We start from the raw sequence: 18,475 nt of genomic DNA, 5'->3' as shown, positions 1-18,475 counted from the left end.
TTATCTATTATGGGATGCGATTCGAAGGTTTTCTAGCGAAAACACCTCAAACCCAATATGTATACATATAAGTATGTTAGAGCAAAGGGTACTTAGATTCGAATATCGACGGATGGATATGAAGCAGCAGATGAAGAAGCCGTAGTTTGCGGACTGTTTCCTGATTCCTGATCTGTGGTTCCGCCATCTGATGGGTGCACCTTACTTCCCGTTTTCTTTCCTTCATCTACTTCCTGATCTTCTTCTCCAGGTGTTGCAGAGATAGGAGGTTGTGCCGCCTCTTTAGGTGCGGGCTGATGGATCTCTTTCACCAGATCCCCAATCTTTTGATTGACCTTGCTGAGCTGAGAATTGATGTCCTGAACAACCTCTCGCTTTGCCTGAAAGACGGTGCGCTCTGCATTTTCCAACATCATTGATTTGCCTATATCTTTGTCTGCATTGATCTCCAGGACGAGTCGATCGAAGCGAGTTTCTCCTTCGGTGGTCTGAATGGAGCCCTGCATGCGATCCCGCAAACCGACCAGCTTACCCAATTGATCATAAGTCTGACTATGCTTGATCAGGTGATCCAGCGAAGGGACCTGAGCCTCGTCTGTTGGCTTGAGCGGTTGCTGTTGAGTCTTTTCGGGCTGTCTTAATTTGTTCTTTTCCTGCAATTCTTCAGCTTTAATTTGGGCAATCTGGCTGTCGATCTGGGATATGGAGCTTGTTAAGGATTTAATTCGCTGAGCTTTGGTTTTGGTATCCAACTCGTCATTGGTTTTTACCCCTTGCATTTCTTCATTGAGCCGGATCTTCTGCTGCATGAGTCCCTGAATTTCTTTATCCCGACTGGAGACTTGATTCCCGGGAGTGAAACTGCTTTTGGTTGCAGATGAGATTGAATTCATATCCTCTGTTCTCCTTCTACTCTTAATCATGGTTCTATTTACATATATCGGATGTTAAGAGAAGGATTTGAATAGCTCTTTTTTCGTCTGAATGGATTCATTTACGTCGGTTGTATTGCGTACTTCATCATAATAATTGATAATGGTTATCAATAAGCGAGCAGACACAATCTATGTAGACGGAGATGGATTAGCAAAATGTGGAATGATTATTATATCCTCTGGAACTATGCTGCGGTGAGTATAACAGATATCCGTTACATGGAATTTGAGGCATATGAAGAGATGAAATACAAATTTCCGACAAGTACCTTTGTACTCACCATTCAGGGTGATGCTGGAGTGACGATCGACAACCAAACGTATGAAGTGAGCCGTTTTTATGTTCTCCATGGGGGAAAAGGGAGCAAGTTGGTTATTCAAGCGGGCGAAGCTGGATTGCGCTTATATTACTTGATGTACAAAGCAAACCTGCCTAGTGGAGGGAGAAACGATCTGGGAAGGTTAATGGAGCGTACCAATCCGTTCCAATTGAACTATGGGTTTACCCCCGATATGCCAACCATTTTATATGAACAATTGAAACAGATGCATTTTTTGTGGGATCAGAAGAACCCCATTCAGCACTTTCAGGCCAAGAGTTTGTTCTATGCATTTGTGGAGCAGATCTCATCACAGATCCCTCGAATATCCAATCGTTATCCAAGTATTATGGATCAGGTCAGCAAAGTCATTGAAATTGTAGAGTCTTCCTACACCCAGCCACTTACGCTGCATGTTTTGGCAGAAATGATTGGCACCAGCCCGAGAAGTTTGTCACGCAAGTTCAAGCAGTCGACCGGAACCAGTCCCATCGATTATTTGATCCAGTTTCGTTTGTTCAAAGCCAAGGAGATGTTACTGCAAACGGACGCCACATTGGATGAGATCGCAGCTGGCATCGGTTATCCGGATGGATATTATTTGGGACGTATGTTCAAGAAACATACAGGTCTTTCTCCTTTGCAATTCAAAGAAAAGACCTCAGCACCCCTATATTGGCCTGATCTGACATCAGGCATGGCGCGAAATGACATTTTCAGAGGTGGAAGTGGAAGGTATGTTTATACTGATGGTGATAATCATTATCAATATAAGCATGGAGGGTCAATAAATATGAACAGACAGACAAGAACGGGAATGCTGCTAAGTATTCTACTAAGTCTTACGTTACTGCTAAGTGCCTGCTCTACAGGTGTTGCCAGTAATTCAAGCGGGGATGCATCCGGAAGCAATAGTACGTCAAGTTCCACGAAGACAGTAACAGCGGAGAATCAAAGCCAACCATCGGAACCACGTACAATCTCAACGTTGAAGGGAGATATTACAATCCCGGATGAACCTAAACGGATTGTGGTTGACTTGTATCTTGGGAGCCTGATTGCCCTGGGGATCAAGCCTGTGGGTACACCCGAGTTGAACCTCAAGAATCCTTATTTTATCGAATCACTTGAGGGCGTGCAAAATATTGGTGAATACGAAACCATCTCTCTCGAAAAGGTGTTGGAACTTGAACCGGATTTGATTGTGACAGGTAATCCTGATTTATATGATTCCTTTAGCAAAATTGCACCTACCCTGGTTATTCCTTATGGCGAATTGAAAAACACCCACGAAGAGATTGCCTATTTTGGTGAAGTGCTGAATAAAGAAAAAGAATCTGAGGCTTGGTTAGCCGATTATGATGCAAGAATTGCAGATGCCAAGAAGCGCGTCGGTGAGGCGATTGATCCAGCAGCCGAGGTGTCGGTCATGCAGTTTAATGATAAAGGACCACTGGCCTTTGGTGATAATTTTGGTCGGGGAGGTCAGGCAGTTTACAGCGCGCTTGGTTTGAATCCTCCTGCAGATAAAAAAGAGATCTTAATGAAGGATCAACTGGTTGAAGTTTCATCGGAAGCAATTCCCGAATTTGCCGGAGACTACATTATTCTAACAGCAGACAATCTGACGCTGGAAGAGTTGAAATCCAAGCCGGTCTGGAGTTCACTGGATGCGGTTAAGAATGATCGTGTGTTTATCTGGAGCCCGGATCATTCATGGTACTTTGACCCGATTGCAACATTGGATCAGACCGAGGAATTGGCTGCGTGGTTTACGAAGATCTCTGAGCAAAAATAAATGTAACGTGTGCTTGATAAGATGAAATCCAATGCCAGCCCAAATTACAGTTGATAATGAAAATTATTATCATCTATAATAAAAGATATATTAGTGAACCTCTGCTACGCATGTATTACAGGATGGGTGGCAGAATGATGACCTTGCAAGGTCTGTGCTGCAGGTGAGGCTGGGATTGGGGAGTATTCGATGCAATTAGACGAACAGATGAAATGCTGGAATCATGCCGCTGTTAAGGTTCTGGATATACGCCGGATCGTTATGGAGGCAGGAGCACAACTGAGTTCCTATACACTTCCGGCAAATGGTTTTATATATACGATTCGAGGATCGGCTGTGCTTCAGTTGGATGGCCAAACATACAAGGCAGAGCGATTTTACATGCTTCATGGGGCGAAAGGATCTTCACTGGATATCCAAACCAACGAAGATTTCGAATATATCATGCTCTATTACAGAGCATTCCTTGCCTTTCCTAGTTATCGCAAAAAGTGGTTATTGACACAGCCTGAGGTTGCACCGTTCTCTTTGCAATATGGATTTACACCGAGTAGTCCACTTGGACTGTTACGTTACCTTGCTGAGCTTGAGGATGCATGGGTACAGTCTGGCAGTCTGGATCTGCTTCATACGAAAAGTTTATTTTACCAATTCATTCATGAAATGTTGGTTCAGCTGGCAGAGCAGGAGATCAAAACAGAGCTTGCTGACCCGGTGAAACAAACACTTCGTTATATACAGAATCATTACAGAGAACAGGTCACGCTTGATTTTCTAGCTGAACAATTGAACTATAGCTCCCGGCATTTATCCATGCAATTCAAACGACAGACGGGTTACAGTCCCATTGATTATTTAATTCAGACCCGAATCGCCAAGGCTCGCAATCTGCTTGTAAGATCGGATGCAACGCTGAGTGAAATTGCAACAGAAGTGGGTTATTCGGATGTGTATTATTTTAGTCGCATCTTCAAAAAACATGTGGGGATCTCTCCGATTCAGTATCAACGAAAGATGAGAGAAGAAGCGAGGACAGGGGATCGTCCATTGCAAATCTCTGAATCGTCCATTGGCCGAAGATGGAAGTCGGGATATATTGATTATGAGAATTATTATCAATATATAGACGGAGGGTCTACACCAATGAAAAGAAGAAAAACAAGTTCCAGTATGATCATGGTTGCATTATTGAGCATAACGATGCTGCTCGCAGCTTGCTCTTCAGGTACAGCAACAACACCAGCAGCTGGCGAAGGAACGGGTACCAGTTCTAATAACAGCAGTACGGCAGTGTCATCAGATACAGGAAGCCAGACGAACAAAGACAATGAAACACGTACGGTCTCAACGGTTAAAGGTGACGTGGTTGTTCCAGCGAATCCGAAACGGGTTGTTGTATTGTATCTCCAGGGGGATGTTGTTGCACTTGGAATTAAGCCAATCGCTACCTCAGAAGTATTCGCCGGCGCTGCATACAAGAGCGAACTTGAAGGTGTAAATTCACTGGGCGCCTGGTTTGAACCGAATCCTGAAGCTGTTATAGACCTCGATCCGGATCTGATTATTGCGCCTTCAGAAGAGACGTATTCGTTGTTAAAGGATATCGCACCTACGGTATATATTCCGTACGAGAAAATGACTACAGAAGAAAGACTCCGGAGTATAGCGAGTATTTTTGGCAAAGAACAGGAAGCCGAGACATTAATCACTAATCTCAATAGCAAAGTCGAAGAGAGTAAGCAAATACTTGCAGATGCAGGCATATTGGACAAAACGGTTTCCATTGTGGAGGGCGGTTTGAAAGGTATGGTCGTTGTAGAGAGCAAGCAATATGGCCGGGGATCTCAGGCACTATATGAGTACTTGGACATGAAAGCTCCGGAAGTAGTGCAGAAGAAAATTGATGTGGTTTCGGAAGCAGGAGGCTCCAACTTATCCATGGAAGTACTGCCTGAGTATATCGGAGATTATGTGTTTCGTTCGGTGTATGAAGGGGCAGATAACCTTATGAATGATCCAATTTGGAGCAGCATACCGGCTGTTAAGGAAGGCCGTCTGATCGAGATTGACTTTGAATTTTTCTATTATTCCGATATCTATTCAGTCAATAAACAACTTGATTTTGTCGTAGAAAAGATGTTGGCGGCTCCAAGAGTGCAATAGTAAAGAGCGGAGTTGTTCGTAAAAGTTTTGTACAAGAAAAGTTTGTTTTTTAGCCATTGTAATTTGATAACATTACCATTACACTAGGGTTTAAGTGATAATGATAATCGATATCAAATACTCGATGTTCTGGATCGAATTTAACGGAGGTATTTTTAATATGAATCATCAGTTGGAACTCTATGATGTAACCATTATCGGCGGTGGCCCTGCGGGCATGTACTCTGCCTTTTATAGCGGCATGCGGGATATGAAGACCAAGTTGATTGAAGCACGTGACAGATTGGGAGGTCGCATGCTCTTTTATCCGGAGAAAATGATCTGGGATGTTGGAGGTGTGACGCCAATTCTGTGTGAAGATCTGATCAAACAATTGGAAGAACAGGCACGAACTTTTGAGCCAACCCTTGTGTTTGAACAACAGATTGAAGGTTTCGAGCGTCAACCTGATGGCACGATTCTGTTAACTTCTGCAACAGGTGAACAACACTGGACACGTACCGTCATTTTGGCAATTGGATATGGTATATATAAAATGGCCAAGCTGGAGCTTGAAGGTGCAGACCGTTACGAGGTTAGCAATCTGCACTATACCGTGCAGGAATTGGAGCCATTCCGTGGTAAACGCGTGCTGATCTCGGGTGGAGGTGACTCTGCTGTGGACTGGGCGAATGAACTGGAAGCACTGGCAGAGCAAGTTACAGTTGTGCATCGTCGTGACCGCTTTGGCGGGTTGGAGCGTAATGTACTGCGCATGAGAGAATCCTCGGTGGATGTCCGTACACCGTATGCTGTAGAGACCTTGCATAGTTTGAGTGGTGATGTGATTGAACAGGTGACCATTTCACACGTGGACACAGGTGAAACTGAACTGCTTGAAGTCGATGCTGTCATTGTAAACCATGGCATGAAGAGTGACTTTGGTCCAATCCGGGATTGGGGACTTGATCTTGGCGAATGGCACGTCACTACAACGGAGAGATTACAAACAAATATCCCTGGTGTTTTTGCCGCAGGCGATTTTGTAGATTATGGTAGCAAACTGTATCTGATTGCTGGTACCTTCACGGATGCTGCCCTTGCGGTGAACAGTGCGAAGCTTTACATGGACCCTGAAGCGGAAAAAGTGGCTTATGTTTCTTCCCATAACAGCCGCTTTAAGGAGAAAAATAAAGCCCTTGGTGTTGTAGAAGAATAAAGCTCCGCGATTGGTTATATTAAGATGACTTCGGGTTCATTCGTTCATTCCGAAGTCATCTTTTTTTGCATAAAATGGGTAATAAGAAGGCATAATGGCACAAGATAGAACAGGCTCTGAATTGAACATGTACCACTAAATGTCTATAATAAACCTGAGAAACATTTGAATAACAACAAGTTATGATAACTAGATCAGAGTGGAGTGCAGCGTATGAAAAAGGGTTCACAACCACAACGAGGTTTCACCTTCATTCAGCGTTGGTTTAAACGACCTGATAAGAAAAAAATCAAATGGTCTGAAATGTATCTCGCACTTGCCGGTGCGCTTCATCGTCTATTGGTTGAAGGTCGGCGTGAACGCTCAGCAGCCAAACGGTTACATCGGGACTTGCCGATTAACGCATTGGGCGAGATGAAGTTGGAGCCAGGGGATATCGTGTACACGCCAAGCTCGGAATCAACGTATTACGCCGGGCATATGGGCATTATCGGGCTCGACGGCAAAGTGTATCATGTGCACCCTTATGGGCCTGTATTTGCTGATTCACTGGATTGGTATATCACCCGTTTCTATGAAGGCGATCGGTTCATTGTATTCCGTTCCAGATTGAATGAGGCAGGGATGAAGGCAGCTGGGTGGGTACAGGACCATTACAAACAGGTGAAATACTACCGTTTGCAGACCAATCTGCATAGTATTGATCGCAATTACTGTTCCAAGTTTATATATCAGGCCTATCAGTTCACATCCGGACTGGACCTGTGGAGTCGCAAATTTACCCGAATGAAGCAGGGCTACATCTATCCTTTTCGAATTGAGCGCTCACCAGAGCTGGACGTTCTGGGAACTTTTTATAAATAAGGCTGGAACCGACTAAATTACTGTTCTTCCGAAAATTAGGAAAGCAGGTTCTGTCGGTTTTTTTTATATGTGTAGAGATTAAAAACAGGAAAAACGCTCAAAACGTCGAATAGATTATGAGATAGGCATGCACAACTTGGAATCGTATACATAAAAAAAGGCGCGATGATTTTTAGCCCAGAGCGAAAAAACGACTACAAAAGTAGGCGAACAAGAAAGAGTGAAGCGAGATGAACTGGCCGGGCTTTTTACGCCGATTCCGACTGAACAAAAACGTAGTGAAGCTATCGGACTACACCCCAAAAAAGGAAAGGAGGCACTACTGTTCCATATGCAAGAAAAATGTTAAATCGGTCGTGCATTATGCGGCCCCACAGGGAAATGTTTCAGGTGTATGCAGTTCTTGTAAGTCTTTGGCGGATGAACGAGGAATGTTCCCCATTTAATAAGAAGAGATGCGCTCAGGAAATAACATTGCTTTGATTTATGCGCGTTTTTGTAGTACATTAGCAAATGTATTCGAAGGAGGATTCTAATGTACTCAGGTAGACAAGACGATACTTTATACATCATGACCTACACCTTAAACAGCGGTATCAAGGGTACGGTTCCACTGTCTAATAAGCAGATTATTGAGTGGCTGGATTGCTACAGAAATGAGAAGCGCTTCGTGACCGAAATTGGCAAGGAGTTTTTTGGATTGAATGCAGGATTGGTTGCAGATTTCAAGGTTCAGAATCATTTATCGGATTATCAGCAGACGATTATGCCTACACAGCAGCAGGATAACCTGGAACGCTTGTCTAGTGCTTACAAATCAACCGAGTTATTAATGAAGATTGATTGTAAATGCGGCACGGCTTACGTGACGGAATCTCCATATAAGCGTACGAAATGGTACTGCACCAAGTGTAAAGAGATTGTATTTTTGGATGCAAAAAAAGGAATGGTGGAAACGTCGCGTGGTGACGCTTACTACATGACCAACAAATATTTTGTTTCCCGGGACTAGCGGGAAGTGACCTGCAAGCATCGCTGAGAAGCGGTGCTTTTTTGTACGCATGCTCAGCTACAACAAAAAAAGCCCATAAGGGCTTTTTGGAGATCTCAGAGATCTCTTAGAAATTATGAAGAGCATTCAACTTTGTGAGGAGGAATAAAGCAGCAACGACAGCGAGGCTCGTAAGCTTCTGAATCGCCGATCATGACAACCGGACCCAAGGTAACGGGTTCACCATTGACGATCCGTTGCGTAAAGGCAGCATCCGGGCTGCCACATACCGCACAGAAAGCCGAGAGTTTCTCAATGTCATCTGCCATGGCGAGCAGACCGCCGACATATCCGAATTCCTTACCACGGTAATCCATATTAAGTCCGTCCACAATAACATGTTTGCCACAATAGGCTAGCTCCGAGACCAGTTCCATAATGGCACTGCTGAAAAATTGTACTTCATCAAATGCAACAACATCAGCATCTATGGTTTGGTTCAGGATCATTTCTACGGATTCCGGGGTTAATTGCCGGGGAATGGAATGAGCAGGTAACCGATAACCAATTCGGCTCACGATCTCGTCCTGGGCAAATCGATCATCCTCGGCTGGTTTGTAGGCCACAACCTTTTTACGGCCAAATTGAATTAATTTCTGACAACGGCGAATGAGTTCACCGGATTTTTCACTGAACATGGGTCCAGTAATTACGGTAATACGTCCTGTTTGCACGGTGCTGCTACTCCTCTCACATACGGGATTCAACAAAAAAAGCGACCATTACAGAGTACCACAAAATCTTTGGTAAGAGCCAGAACTAATCTCAGCAGCTTTGTGTTACTATATGGAATGTTAAGCCGTTGGTTCCGGCAGCTATTTAACAGGAGTTATGGAAAAGAGGTGTTTACGATGAGTGAAGCATTAACATCACTGCAAGAGCGATATGAAAGCTTGAAAGAGCAGACATCCCTGGATGAAGCTACGCAGGCGTTATTTGCAGAACTGTTCGCAGAAGCGGAGAGACTGCAGGCAAGTAACCTTACCTTGCGCAGAACGATATTGAAGTCCTCTTCCAAAGAATCACGTATGTCTACCAAACTGCGGGATGCATTATACGAATGACTCGGAGATTACTCCGGGTCCTCTTCTGTCTTTAATTTGCGAGGGAATAGAATACCTGCTGTAATTCTGGCAATCATGGCAAAGGTAAGACCAATGCCTGCAAACATGTAGATCACGGTAAAGGCTTTGCTGAATCCGGTGGATGGCACAAATTCAGGATGTCCCACCGTAGTCAGGGTAACCGCGCAGAAATATAACGCATCGATCCAGTGCAGACCTTCAACACGAGTGTAAAACAAAGTGCCTGACAGCAAAGTAGCCGCAGTTAATACGAACAAAGCCAGAAACTTGGGGTCTTTGAACGCATGGAAAATGCCTTTGAGCAATCGCTGTAACGTGATTAGAAATGATACCATGATGATCCATCCTGTCTATGTAAAGTTGTCGGTGTGTTGTATAAACACGCAAAAAGCCCGGACTCATGGAGTCCTTCCGGGCGTCTCTGCTTTTTCGGGTACACTTTTGGATCGGAAACGGGGACCTACATAATTACGCTTGCGGTCACGGAACAAGATCCAGCCTCCGAGAAAACTCATACCTGCCGCGAAAAGGACAAGTCCACCGCCGAAGGAAAGCCACTGGAAACCTGGTGAAATCAGTTCGTTCCCGTGCTCGGCATAATATAGGAACAGGGCATCTTTCATCATTAGAAAACCCTTCATTGCCATTAAACCGGGAATGACCAAAACAACAATCGCCAAGAATCGCGCAAAGACCAATCTTGTATTCATGAGCATTATACCCTTTCTGCCAAAGTCGACATAAAATAAAGGTTACGCTTACAGATCATGCCTGATTCCATCATAGCTTGGAATGCATGGGCTGTCCATGTGTGATTGGTTCAAACTTTGAGTTGACCGCTTAAGGAGAGTACAATGGTATATAGAGATTATATGCAAACTATGAGTTAACCTATCATCATCTAATACATTTATATTGAAATTTGATTCATAGAGGAGAGCATGAGAGATGCCAATTACATGTGATGTTGCAATACTTGGAGGAGGTACCGGGGGTTACGTTGCCGCGATCCGGGCAGCACAACTCGGAAAACAGGTCGTTATTATTGAGAAGGACAAACTTGGTGGAACCTGCCTGCACCGTGGCTGTATTCCGAGTAAGGCTTTGCTGAAAAGCGCGGAAGTGTATGCCGAGATTCAGGAGAGCGAGACGTATGGGATCGAGACAGCTGGAGCCACACTTGTATTTCCCAAAGTACAGGCGCGCAAGGATGCGATTGTGGAGCAACTCCATCAGGGCGTTCAATATTTGATGAAAAAAAATAAGATCCAGGTTGTACACGCGAAAGGTCGCGTCATCGGACCATCCATCTTCTCACCGCAGAGCGGAGCAGTCGCTGTGGAGTTTGAAGATGGAGAGATGGATACGGTAGTTCCAACCAATCTCATCATTGCGACTGGTTCGCGTCCACGTGTGCTGCCGGGCCTGGAACCAGACGGCAAGTTCATTATGAGCAGTGACGAAGCCCTGCGTATGGATGAGCTTCCTGCATCACTCATTATTGTCGGTGGTGGTGTGATTGGACTGGAGTGGGCATCCATGCTGAATGACTTTGGCGTAGAAATCACAGTGGTAGAAGCAGCTGCTCACGTGTTGCCTGCCGAGGATGAGGATGTTGCCAGAGAAATGCAGCGATTACTCGGCAAACGGGGGGTTCGTTTCCTGACAGGTGCCAACGTTCTAACGGAAACATATAGCACGGATCAAGAGGGCATCCAGATTGATGTGCAGCTTGGAGAAGAAAAGCAAGAAACGTTGAGAGCGGAGAAAATGCTTGTGTCGGTTGGACGTCAGGCCAATGTTGAAAATATCGGACTCGAAAATACAGATATAAAATTGGAACGCGGCTTCATCGCTGTGAACAAACAGTTACAAACAGGTGAAGGTCACATCTATGCCATTGGTGATTGCATCGGTGGTTTGCAGCTTGCACATGCCGCAAGTCATGAAGGTATTCTCGCTGTCAATCATCTGGCGGGCGAAACGGTACATGCCGTAGAATCCCACCTTATTCCGCGCTGTGTGTATACACGTCCAGAAGCAGCCAGCATCGGATTTACCGAGCGTGAAGCCAAAGAACGTGGCTATGATATTAAAACAGGTAAATTCCCGTTCCAGGCTATTGGCAAATCGCTCATTCACGGAAGTCGTGATGGATTCGTGAAGGTGATTGCAGATGCCAAAACGAATGATATATTGGGGGTACATATGATTGGAACCCATGTGACGGAATTAATCGCTGAAGCCTCACTGGCTCAGATGCTGGATGCTACACCTTGGGAAGTCGGACAAACCATCCATCCACACCCTTCTCTGTCGGAAATCATGGGTGAAGCCATGCTGGCGGTCGATGGAAAGGCCATTGGAATATAAGTCAAACAGGCTTATGAGAAAGGTCCTTTCCTTTTTTGGGTAAAAGGGATTATAATAAGGTTAAGCCAAGTCTTAGTACCAGGTTATAAGATCGGGTAGTAAGACTGGCACAGGCTCTGATTAAAAGGAGGTACCTCATATGAGTTCAAAAGGTACTGCAGACGCGGTCCACAGGCATCAACAGCTGGGACTTAGCGATGGTGAAGTATTGGATATGTACAAATACATGCTGCTCGCACGCAAGTTTGACGAGCGTTGCTTGCTCTTGCAGCGGGCCGGCAAAATTAACTTTCACGTATCCGGTGTAGGACAGGAAGCTGCACAAGTAGGCGCTGCTTTTGGTCTGGATCGGGATCACGATTATTATTTACCTTATTACCGCGATTACGGCTTTGTACTGGCCGTAGGCATGACTCCGCGTGAGTTGATGTTGTCTGCTTTTGCGAAGGCAGAAGATCCGAATAGTGGTGGTCGGCAAATGCCGGGTCACTTCGGTCACAAAAAGCTGCGGATTGTGACGGGTTCCAGCCCGGTTACAACACAGGTTCCGCATGCTGTTGGATTTGCGCTCGCTGCCAAAATGAAGAAGCAAGAATTTGTTTCTTTTGTTACGTTTGGTGAAGGATCAAGCAATCAGGGTGACTTCCACGAAGGAGCCAACTTTGCAGGTGTGCACAAATTGCCTGTCATTATTATGTGTGAGAACAATCAGTATGCAATTTCGGTGCCGATTCACAAACAGCTGAGCGGCAAAATATCCGATCGAGCACAAGGGTACGGGTTCCCCGGACTGCGTGTAGATGGTAACGATGCACTGGAAGTATACGCTGCAGTGAAGGAAGCGCGTCGCCGTGCTATAGCCGGGGAAGGCCCGACACTGATTGAAGCGATGATGTATCGGTTGTCACCTCATTCCACCTCCGACAATGATCTGGCTTACCGGACCAAAGAGGAAGTGGAGGAGAACTGGAAGAAAGATGGCGTTCCTCGCATGAAAAACTATTTGATCGATTGCGGCATCTGGGATGAAGCCCGGGATGCGGATCTGGCTTCCCAGCTTGCGCTGGAAATGAAAGAAGCAACTGAATATGCAGACAACGCGCCATATCCAAAACCTGAGGACACTCTGACGCACGTTTATGCGGACAGCGAAGAAGGGGGACGGTAAGTATGGCAGTGATGGAATATATTGATGCAATCCGTCTCGCGATGAAAGAAGAGATGGAACGGGATGAGAATGTTTTTATCCTTGGTGAAGACGTAGGTCTCAAAGGTGGTGTGTTTACCACAACTAAAGGGTTGCAAGATCAGTTTGGCGAAATGCGGGTGATGGACACACCTTTGTCTGAATCAGCTATTGCAGGTGTTGCCATTGGTGCTGCGATGTATGGCATGAAGCCAATTGCCGAAATGCAATATTCGGACTTTATGCTGCCAGCAACGAACCAGATCATTAGTGAAGCGGCGAAAATTCGCTATCGTTCCAACAATGATTGGAGTTGTCCGATTGTTATCCGTGCGCCGATTGGCGGAGGAATCTTTGGTGGGTTGTACCACTCCCAATGTCCGGAATCGATCTTCTTTGGTACGCCTGGTCTGAAAATTATAGCTCCCTACTCGGCATACGATGCAAAGGGATTGCTCAAAGCGGCCATTCGCGATCCGGACCCGGTACTCTTTTTTGAAAATAAAAAATGCTACAAGCTCATCAAGGAAGATGTGCCTGAAGATGATTACATCGTTCCGATTGGTAAAGCCAACGTACTTCGTGAAGGTGCGGATATTACGGTGATTGGTTACAGCCAGCCGCTGCATTTTGTGATGCAGGCTGCTGAGGAGCTGGAACGGGAAGAAGGCATTACAGCCCATGTTCTGGATCTGCGCACATTGCAACCGTTGGATCGCGAAGCCATTATTGCTTCCGCTCGTCTGACAGGCAAGGTGCTGATTGTACACGAAGATAACAAAACCGGTGGTGTAGGTGCCGAGGTTGCCGCTATTATTAGCGAGGAATGTCTATTTGAACTGGATGCACCGATTCAGCGTCTTTGCGGACCTGACGTGCCGGCCATGCCGATTAGCCCAACATTGGAGAAATTCTACATGCTGAGCAAGGACAAAGCCAAAGCAGCAATGCGTACACTGGCCGAGTTTTAATTACGTTTTTAGGATCGTTTAAAAGTAAAGTTTGGAGTGATAATCAAATGGCTGAACGTATGAAATGGATCGAGGTCATTATGCCGCAATTGGCGGAATCGCTGGTCTCGGCTACCATAGGCAAATGGTTGAAAAAACCGGGCGACCGTGTGGAACAGTACGAGCCGATCTGTGAAGTAATCACCGATAAAGTCAATGCCGAGATTCCATCCACTGTGGATGGAATTATGGGTGATCTTTTGGTAGAAGAGGGCACAACGATTGCTGTTGGTGAAGCAATCTGCCGCATGCAAGTCGCAGCTTCCGACGAAGAAGCGGCTGAGCAAGTAACACAAGTATCGCAGCAACAGGAGCAAGTGCAGCAACATGCGAGCCACACTCCTGTTGCCGCCTCAAATACAGCAGTACATGACCCCAATCAGCCGATGCGCAATCGGTATTCCCCGGCAGTACAATCCTTGGCAGCAGAGCATGGCTTGAACTTGCAAAGCATCCAGGGTACTGGAGCCGGCGGTCGTATTACTCGTAAAGATGTGCTGGCATTTGTTGCACAAGGAGGTAACGCGGCTGGATCGTCTGCGTCTGCACAAGCAGCATCTCCAGCAGCACAGCATACACCTTCTGGTGTGCCATCTGCTTCTCCATTCAGCGGAGTGAATCGTGGAAATGGTGAAATGGGTTTAACCGCTGGAGAAGCGATCTCAGCGTCCGATGCAGGTGTTCCTGTGAGACATTCAGGCATTCATCTAACCGAAAGCCCGAAAATTCCACAGATCGAAGTGGAAGGTGGCGGCCAGGGAAGATCGGAGTATTTCATCGATGTTACCCCTGTGCGTAATGCCATTGCCCGGAATATGCGTCAGAGCGTATCGGAAATCCCGCATGCATGGACGATGATTGAAGTAGACGTAACGAATCTTGTGATGCTGCGCAATAAACTCAAGGATGAGTTCAAGCGCAAGGAAGGCATCAATCTGACATACCTGTCCTTCATGATGAAGGGAGTCGTTAACGCGATTAAAGACTACCCAATCATGAACTCGGTGTGGGCAGTGGACAAAATTATCGTCAAACGGGACATTAACCTGTCCATGGCGGTAGGAACCGAAGATTCCGTACTTACACCCGTAATCAAACATGCCGATCAGCGAAATATCGCAGGTTTGGCTCGTGAAGTGGATGAGCTGGCTCGTAAAACACGTGAAGGTACGTTAAAGCTGGACCACATGCAAGGTGGTACGTTCACGGTGAACAACACAGGTTCATTTGGTTCGATCCTGTCCCAGCCAATCATTAACTACCCGCAGGCAGCGATTCTTACATTCGAGTCCATTGTCAAGAAGCCAGTGGTTATTAATGATATGATCGCCGTTCGCTCGATGGCTAACCTGTGTCTGTCGCTGGATCACCGAATCCTGGATGGCGTAATCAGCGGACGGTTCTTGCAACGTGTCAAAGAGAACCTTGAAGGATACACCTTGGAGAGCAAAGTGTATTAAGTAAATAGATGAAGGACGGGAAAGTGTATGTGCCGCAGGCCGTGCACTTTTCCGGCTGTCTACGGACAGGGGCTCAATTTTGCATTGAACATGAATCAGAAGGGTGTGGGGAAATCATGAGCAAGCCGCTGGATGTTGCATACATACCGATGCTTGATTATGAAGAGGCTTGGAACCGCCAGAAAGAGATTGTGCAGCGATTGGATGAGGGCGAGGGAGCGGAGAAGATGCTGCTCTTGCAGCACCCGCCAACGTATACGATCGGCTCACAGAATCATCCGGAGCATCTGCTTCTCAGTCCGGAAGAGTTGCGCGAGCAAGGGATTTCCTTGTTTCAAATTGACCGTGGCGGTGATATTACTTATCATGGCCCGGGCCAGTTAGTAGGTTACCCGTTATTGATTCTTGGTCGGGATGAAGACCTGGATCTACACGGCTATTTACGGAAACTCGAGCAGGTCCTTATGGATTATCTCGCAGATGAGGGTGTTGAAGCCGGGCGCAAAAAGGGGTACACCGGTGTGTGGATTGGCGATATGAAGATCGCTGCAATCGGCATCAAGTTTAATCGTTGCAAACACCGCCGCGGTTTTGTGACAAGTCACGGATTTGCATTTAACATCACTTCAGGCATTCAACATGCTGGTTTTCAGGGGATTGTTCCTTGTGGAATTGAGCAGTATGGCGTTACCTCACTGGAGGATATAACAGGCAGGTCTTATACAGTGGAGCAGGTAGCACGCGAGATTGTTCCGTACTTTAATCACATTTTCCCCTATGAGATCACCTGGGTGAGCGAAAAAGAAGCCCTTCAACGTCTGTAACAGACCGTCAAAAGGCTTCAGGTTGCTATCCGAACAGCAACGGTTCGAGAGCTATGAAAAGGGTGGACCCGATCATGGCGATCAGCATGAGATAGATGATGATTTTGAACCATTTCTTTTTTTGCATGATGAGAGAACTCCTTTCAACATAAAGTGTGTGTTCAAAAAGACTGGTTTTCAGTACCAAGAAGATGGGATGAAGGTAGAAATGGAGTAGCGGAGCGTAGGGAAAACTACGTGAGCAACCACAATGTTTCCAAAGGAAACATACTTCGTAAGCCTCCCGCTTATTTCGGCTGAATTCCATATTCGATGCTGATGATGCCGTCAGGCATCCTTCGTAATCAAAAGCGGACTTTTTGAACAACCTCATAAAATAAACAAGCCATAGTAATTGTATTGTACCGTATCCACGAGAGGGAGGAAAGTCCTATGATTAAACAACAACGTGTTATCGATCAGTTCATGGAGCTGGTGCAGATTGATAGTGAAACAAAAAATGAACAGAACATCTCGAAGGTGTTAAAAGAACAGTTTGCAGATCTTGGTCTTCATGTCTATGAGGATGATACCATGGAGCAAAGCGGACATGGCGCCGGAAACCTCGTCATCACCTGGGAAGCCGAAGGAACAGAAGGGGTTGCACCGATCTTTTTCACATGTCATATGGACACCGTAACGCCGGGACAGGGAATTAAGCCTGAACTGGGTGAAGATGGCTGGATTCGCAGTGATGGAACAACGATCCTGGGAGCAGATGACAAGGCCGGAATTGCGGCGTTGTTCGAAGCGATTCGTGTTATTCAGGAAAACAAAATTCCGCATGGTAAAATTCAATTTGTCATTACGGTCGGCGAGGAGTCTGGTCTGGTGGGTGCACGTGCCATGAATCCGAAGGATATTGATGCCGAGTTCGGTTATGCGCTGGACTCTAATGGAGCTGTAGGCACGATCTGTGTTGCTGCACCGGCCAGAGCTGAAATTCAAATGAGCATCTATGGGAAGTCCGCACATGCGGGCGTGAATCCGGAAGACGGGATCAGCGCCATTCAGGTTGCAGCCAAAGCAATTGCAGCGATGACACTGGGCAGAATTGATGATGAGACAACAGCGAACATTGGCAAATTCCAGGGTGGATCACCACTCAATGTGGTATGTGACTTTGTACAGCTTGAAGCGGAAGCCCGCAGTATTGTGCAGGAGAAAGTCGAATTGCAGGTTGCACAGATGCGTGACGCGCTGGAAACGACATGTCGCAAATACGGTGCTACTGCCGAATTCAGAAGTGAGATCCTGTATCCCGCATTTGGTTTCCATGATGAACACGAAGTTGTACAGCTTGCACAGCGTGCCATCCGCAGTATTGGGCTGGAGACAAGTACGTTTGCTTCCGGTGGTGGCAGTGATGCCAATATCTTTAACGGATTTAACATCCCGACAGTGAACCTGGCGGTAGGGTATGAGGATATTCATACAACCAAAGAACGCATTCGTGCCGAAGACATTGTGAAGTTATCCCAGGTAGTCGTAGCTATTATTCAGGAAACGGCAGCTGATAAAAAATAATATAGAACATGTTACCTCAAATGTTGTTAGACAAAAGTCCGAACCCGGTTAGGACGTGTCTGAAAACTCCGAAGGAAGCAGATTTTGCCGAATTTTCGTTCCAAGCCAGGAAATTTTCCGCAGGCGTGCCGGGGCACGTCAAGGGAAAGTGACGCAGCAGGGGGCGAAAAGGCGGTAAAAGATGCACTTCAGCGAGTTTTGAGACACGCCCTAGTATCGGATTCGGACTTTTTGTGAATTCATGTTATATTTCAAGGGAGAAGACTCGTTCATTTTAGGATCCAATGGAACCATGTTTCGATTCGTTTATTTACGTCCAGCGAGCAGATCGATTAACTTGGCATCCGGGCCCCACTCGCGCAACCATTGCTTGAGTATGAGCTGTACTTGCCGGGCTTGTCCTACCACGTGTACGGATTGAGGCGTCAAATAACTGTTCATCGAAAGTCCCCCTGATTCGTTTATATTTGCTGTGAGAGTTCTATAAGTTCACCATATGCCCAAAATCAGAGATATATACATTAACAGAATATATAAATTGAGCTAATCCTTTACACAAGAACGGAGAGGACAGAAATAACCAAGAGAAGCGGAGCGTTCGCCTTTATAACCAAATTTTATCTATTAGAGAAAGAAATCAAA

The 18,475-nt window shown here is 46.0% G+C and carries 18 protein-coding genes; 12 read left to right on the top strand and 6 right to left on the bottom strand.

The window, feature by feature from the left end:
* Window positions 1-92 precede the first annotated feature (92 nt).
* A complete protein-coding gene (locus AC1S8V_RS19340; RefSeq protein WP_482070371.1) occupies window positions 93-893 on the bottom strand; it encodes a hypothetical protein in 801 nt (266 codons plus the stop codon).
* A 261-nt stretch (window positions 894-1,154) separates the two neighbouring features.
* Here AC1S8V_RS19340 and AC1S8V_RS19335 point away from each other — a divergent pair, with 261 nt between their 5' ends.
* The 5 genes from AC1S8V_RS19335 (at window position 1,155) to AC1S8V_RS19315 (ending at window position 8,290) form a co-directional block, all read left to right on the top strand.
* The gene (locus AC1S8V_RS19335; protein WP_482070370.1) at window positions 1,155-3,053 is read left to right on the top strand and encodes an ABC transporter substrate-binding protein; all 1,899 of its coding nucleotides are present in this window, start codon (window positions 1,155-1,157) and stop codon (window positions 3,051-3,053) included.
* Window positions 3,054-3,242: 189 nt separating this feature from the next.
* Entirely contained in the window at window positions 3,243-5,216 is a 1,974-nt protein-coding gene (locus AC1S8V_RS19330; protein WP_482070369.1) for an AraC family transcriptional regulator, read from the top strand.
* A 160-nt stretch (window positions 5,217-5,376) separates the two neighbouring features.
* Window positions 5,377-6,414: an NAD(P)/FAD-dependent oxidoreductase gene (locus tag AC1S8V_RS19325; RefSeq protein ID WP_482070368.1), complete on the top strand. Its 1,038-nt coding sequence runs from the start codon at window positions 5,377-5,379 to the stop codon at window positions 6,412-6,414.
* A gap of 213 nt (window positions 6,415-6,627) precedes the next feature.
* Entirely contained in the window at window positions 6,628-7,278 is a 651-nt protein-coding gene (locus tag AC1S8V_RS19320; RefSeq protein WP_482070367.1) for a hypothetical protein, read from the top strand.
* 535 nt (window positions 7,279-7,813) lie between these two features.
* A complete protein-coding gene (locus AC1S8V_RS19315; RefSeq protein ID WP_017687614.1) occupies window positions 7,814-8,290 on the top strand; it encodes a hypothetical protein in 477 nt (158 codons plus the stop codon).
* Window positions 8,291-8,403: 113 nt separating this feature from the next.
* Here the strand turns inward: AC1S8V_RS19315 and AC1S8V_RS19310 are convergent, their stop codons facing one another.
* A complete protein-coding gene (locus tag AC1S8V_RS19310; protein ID WP_062835251.1) occupies window positions 8,404-9,003 on the bottom strand; it encodes a thymidine kinase in 600 nt (199 codons plus the stop codon).
* Window positions 9,004-9,180: 177 nt separating this feature from the next.
* Here AC1S8V_RS19310 and AC1S8V_RS19305 point away from each other — a divergent pair, with 177 nt between their 5' ends.
* On the top strand, window positions 9,181-9,393 hold the full coding sequence (locus AC1S8V_RS19305; protein WP_482070366.1) for a hypothetical protein: 213 nt from the start codon (window positions 9,181-9,183) through the stop codon (window positions 9,391-9,393).
* Between the two features lie 8 nt (window positions 9,394-9,401).
* On the opposite strand, the gene AC1S8V_RS19300 is transcribed toward AC1S8V_RS19305, so the two are convergent.
* Together AC1S8V_RS19300 and AC1S8V_RS19295 are read right to left on the bottom strand one after the other, a co-directional pair.
* Entirely contained in the window at window positions 9,402-9,749 is a 348-nt protein-coding gene (locus AC1S8V_RS19300) for a potassium channel family protein (RefSeq protein ID WP_482070365.1), read from the bottom strand.
* Window positions 9,750-9,812: 63 nt separating this feature from the next.
* Window positions 9,813-10,130 carry a DUF2627 domain-containing protein gene (locus tag AC1S8V_RS19295; protein WP_017687618.1) on the bottom strand — a complete coding sequence of 106 codons (318 nt, stop codon included), beginning with the start codon at window positions 10,128-10,130 and terminating at the stop codon, window positions 9,813-9,815.
* 232 nt (window positions 10,131-10,362) lie between these two features.
* On the opposite strand from AC1S8V_RS19295, the gene lpdA reads away from it, so the two are divergent.
* The 5 genes from lpdA (at window position 10,363) to lipB (ending at window position 16,267) form a co-directional block, all read left to right on the top strand.
* On the top strand, window positions 10,363-11,787 hold the full coding sequence (gene lpdA, locus AC1S8V_RS19290; protein WP_482070364.1) for a dihydrolipoyl dehydrogenase: 1,425 nt from the start codon (window positions 10,363-10,365) through the stop codon (window positions 11,785-11,787).
* A 139-nt stretch (window positions 11,788-11,926) separates the two neighbouring features.
* Window positions 11,927-12,955 carry a thiamine pyrophosphate-dependent dehydrogenase E1 component subunit alpha gene (locus AC1S8V_RS19285; RefSeq protein WP_169482025.1) on the top strand — a complete coding sequence of 343 codons (1,029 nt, stop codon included), beginning with the start codon at window positions 11,927-11,929 and terminating at the stop codon, window positions 12,953-12,955.
* Window positions 12,956-12,957: 2 nt separating this feature from the next.
* Window positions 12,958-13,944, top strand: a complete 987-nt coding sequence (locus AC1S8V_RS19280; RefSeq protein ID WP_017687621.1) for an alpha-ketoacid dehydrogenase subunit beta — start codon at window positions 12,958-12,960, stop codon at window positions 13,942-13,944.
* 47 nt (window positions 13,945-13,991) lie between these two features.
* A complete protein-coding gene (locus tag AC1S8V_RS19275; protein ID WP_482070363.1) occupies window positions 13,992-15,443 on the top strand; it encodes a dihydrolipoamide acetyltransferase family protein in 1,452 nt (483 codons plus the stop codon).
* 116 nt (window positions 15,444-15,559) lie between these two features.
* Entirely contained in the window at window positions 15,560-16,267 is a 708-nt protein-coding gene (gene lipB, locus AC1S8V_RS19270; protein ID WP_482074526.1) for a lipoyl(octanoyl) transferase LipB, read from the top strand.
* Between the two features lie 25 nt (window positions 16,268-16,292).
* Here the strand turns inward: lipB and prli42 are convergent, their stop codons facing one another.
* Window positions 16,293-16,394: a stressosome-associated protein Prli42 gene (gene prli42, locus AC1S8V_RS19265; RefSeq protein ID WP_017687624.1), complete on the bottom strand. Its 102-nt coding sequence runs from the start codon at window positions 16,392-16,394 to the stop codon at window positions 16,293-16,295.
* Between the two features lie 305 nt (window positions 16,395-16,699).
* Here prli42 and AC1S8V_RS19260 point away from each other — a divergent pair, with 305 nt between their 5' ends.
* Window positions 16,700-17,833 carry a M20/M25/M40 family metallo-hydrolase gene (locus AC1S8V_RS19260; RefSeq protein ID WP_482070362.1) on the top strand — a complete coding sequence of 378 codons (1,134 nt, stop codon included), beginning with the start codon at window positions 16,700-16,702 and terminating at the stop codon, window positions 17,831-17,833.
* 306 nt (window positions 17,834-18,139) lie between these two features.
* On the opposite strand, the gene mciZ is transcribed toward AC1S8V_RS19260, so the two are convergent.
* Window positions 18,140-18,274, bottom strand: a complete 135-nt coding sequence (gene mciZ, locus AC1S8V_RS19255; protein ID WP_336763802.1) for a Z-ring formation inhibitor MciZ — start codon at window positions 18,272-18,274, stop codon at window positions 18,140-18,142.
* Between the last annotated feature and the right edge of the window lie 201 nt (window positions 18,275-18,475).

The organism is Paenibacillus sp. B46(2026) (assembly GCF_056786355.1).
Note: the sequence above shows the minus strand (reverse complement) of the source record. Positions and strands in the feature narration are given on the sequence as shown.

Excerpts from the sequence above, each read along its gene's own strand:
- mciZ (WP_336763802.1), bottom strand. The coding sequence starts at position 18,274 with ATGAACAGTTATTTGACGCCTCAATCCGTACACGTGGTAGGACAAGCC.
- AC1S8V_RS19275 (WP_482070363.1), top strand. The coding sequence starts at position 13,992 with ATGGCTGAACGTATGAAATGGATCGAGGTCATTATGCCGCAATTGGCG.
- AC1S8V_RS19315 (WP_017687614.1), top strand. The coding sequence starts at position 7,814 with ATGTACTCAGGTAGACAAGACGATACTTTATACATCATGACCTACACC.
- AC1S8V_RS19285 (WP_169482025.1), top strand. The coding sequence starts at position 11,927 with ATGAGTTCAAAAGGTACTGCAGACGCGGTCCACAGGCATCAACAGCTG.
- AC1S8V_RS19295 (WP_017687618.1), bottom strand. The coding sequence starts at position 10,130 with ATGCTCATGAATACAAGATTGGTCTTTGCGCGATTCTTGGCGATTGTT.
- AC1S8V_RS19300 (WP_482070365.1), bottom strand. The coding sequence starts at position 9,749 with ATGGTATCATTTCTAATCACGTTACAGCGATTGCTCAAAGGCATTTTC.
- lpdA (WP_482070364.1), top strand. The coding sequence starts at position 10,363 with ATGCCAATTACATGTGATGTTGCAATACTTGGAGGAGGTACCGGGGGT.
- AC1S8V_RS19330 (WP_482070369.1), top strand. The coding sequence starts at position 3,243 with ATGCAATTAGACGAACAGATGAAATGCTGGAATCATGCCGCTGTTAAG.
- AC1S8V_RS19335 (WP_482070370.1), top strand. The coding sequence starts at position 1,155 with ATGGAATTTGAGGCATATGAAGAGATGAAATACAAATTTCCGACAAGT.
- AC1S8V_RS19280 (WP_017687621.1), top strand. The coding sequence starts at position 12,958 with ATGGCAGTGATGGAATATATTGATGCAATCCGTCTCGCGATGAAAGAA.
- AC1S8V_RS19340 (WP_482070371.1), bottom strand. The coding sequence starts at position 893 with ATGAATTCAATCTCATCTGCAACCAAAAGCAGTTTCACTCCCGGGAAT.
- prli42 (WP_017687624.1), bottom strand. The coding sequence starts at position 16,394 with ATGCAAAAAAAGAAATGGTTCAAAATCATCATCTATCTCATGCTGATC.
- lipB (WP_482074526.1), top strand. The coding sequence starts at position 15,560 with ATGAGCAAGCCGCTGGATGTTGCATACATACCGATGCTTGATTATGAA.
- AC1S8V_RS19260 (WP_482070362.1), top strand. The coding sequence starts at position 16,700 with ATGATTAAACAACAACGTGTTATCGATCAGTTCATGGAGCTGGTGCAG.
- AC1S8V_RS19325 (WP_482070368.1), top strand. The coding sequence starts at position 5,377 with ATGAATCATCAGTTGGAACTCTATGATGTAACCATTATCGGCGGTGGC.
- AC1S8V_RS19305 (WP_482070366.1), top strand. The coding sequence starts at position 9,181 with ATGAGTGAAGCATTAACATCACTGCAAGAGCGATATGAAAGCTTGAAA.
- AC1S8V_RS19320 (WP_482070367.1), top strand. The coding sequence starts at position 6,628 with ATGAAAAAGGGTTCACAACCACAACGAGGTTTCACCTTCATTCAGCGT.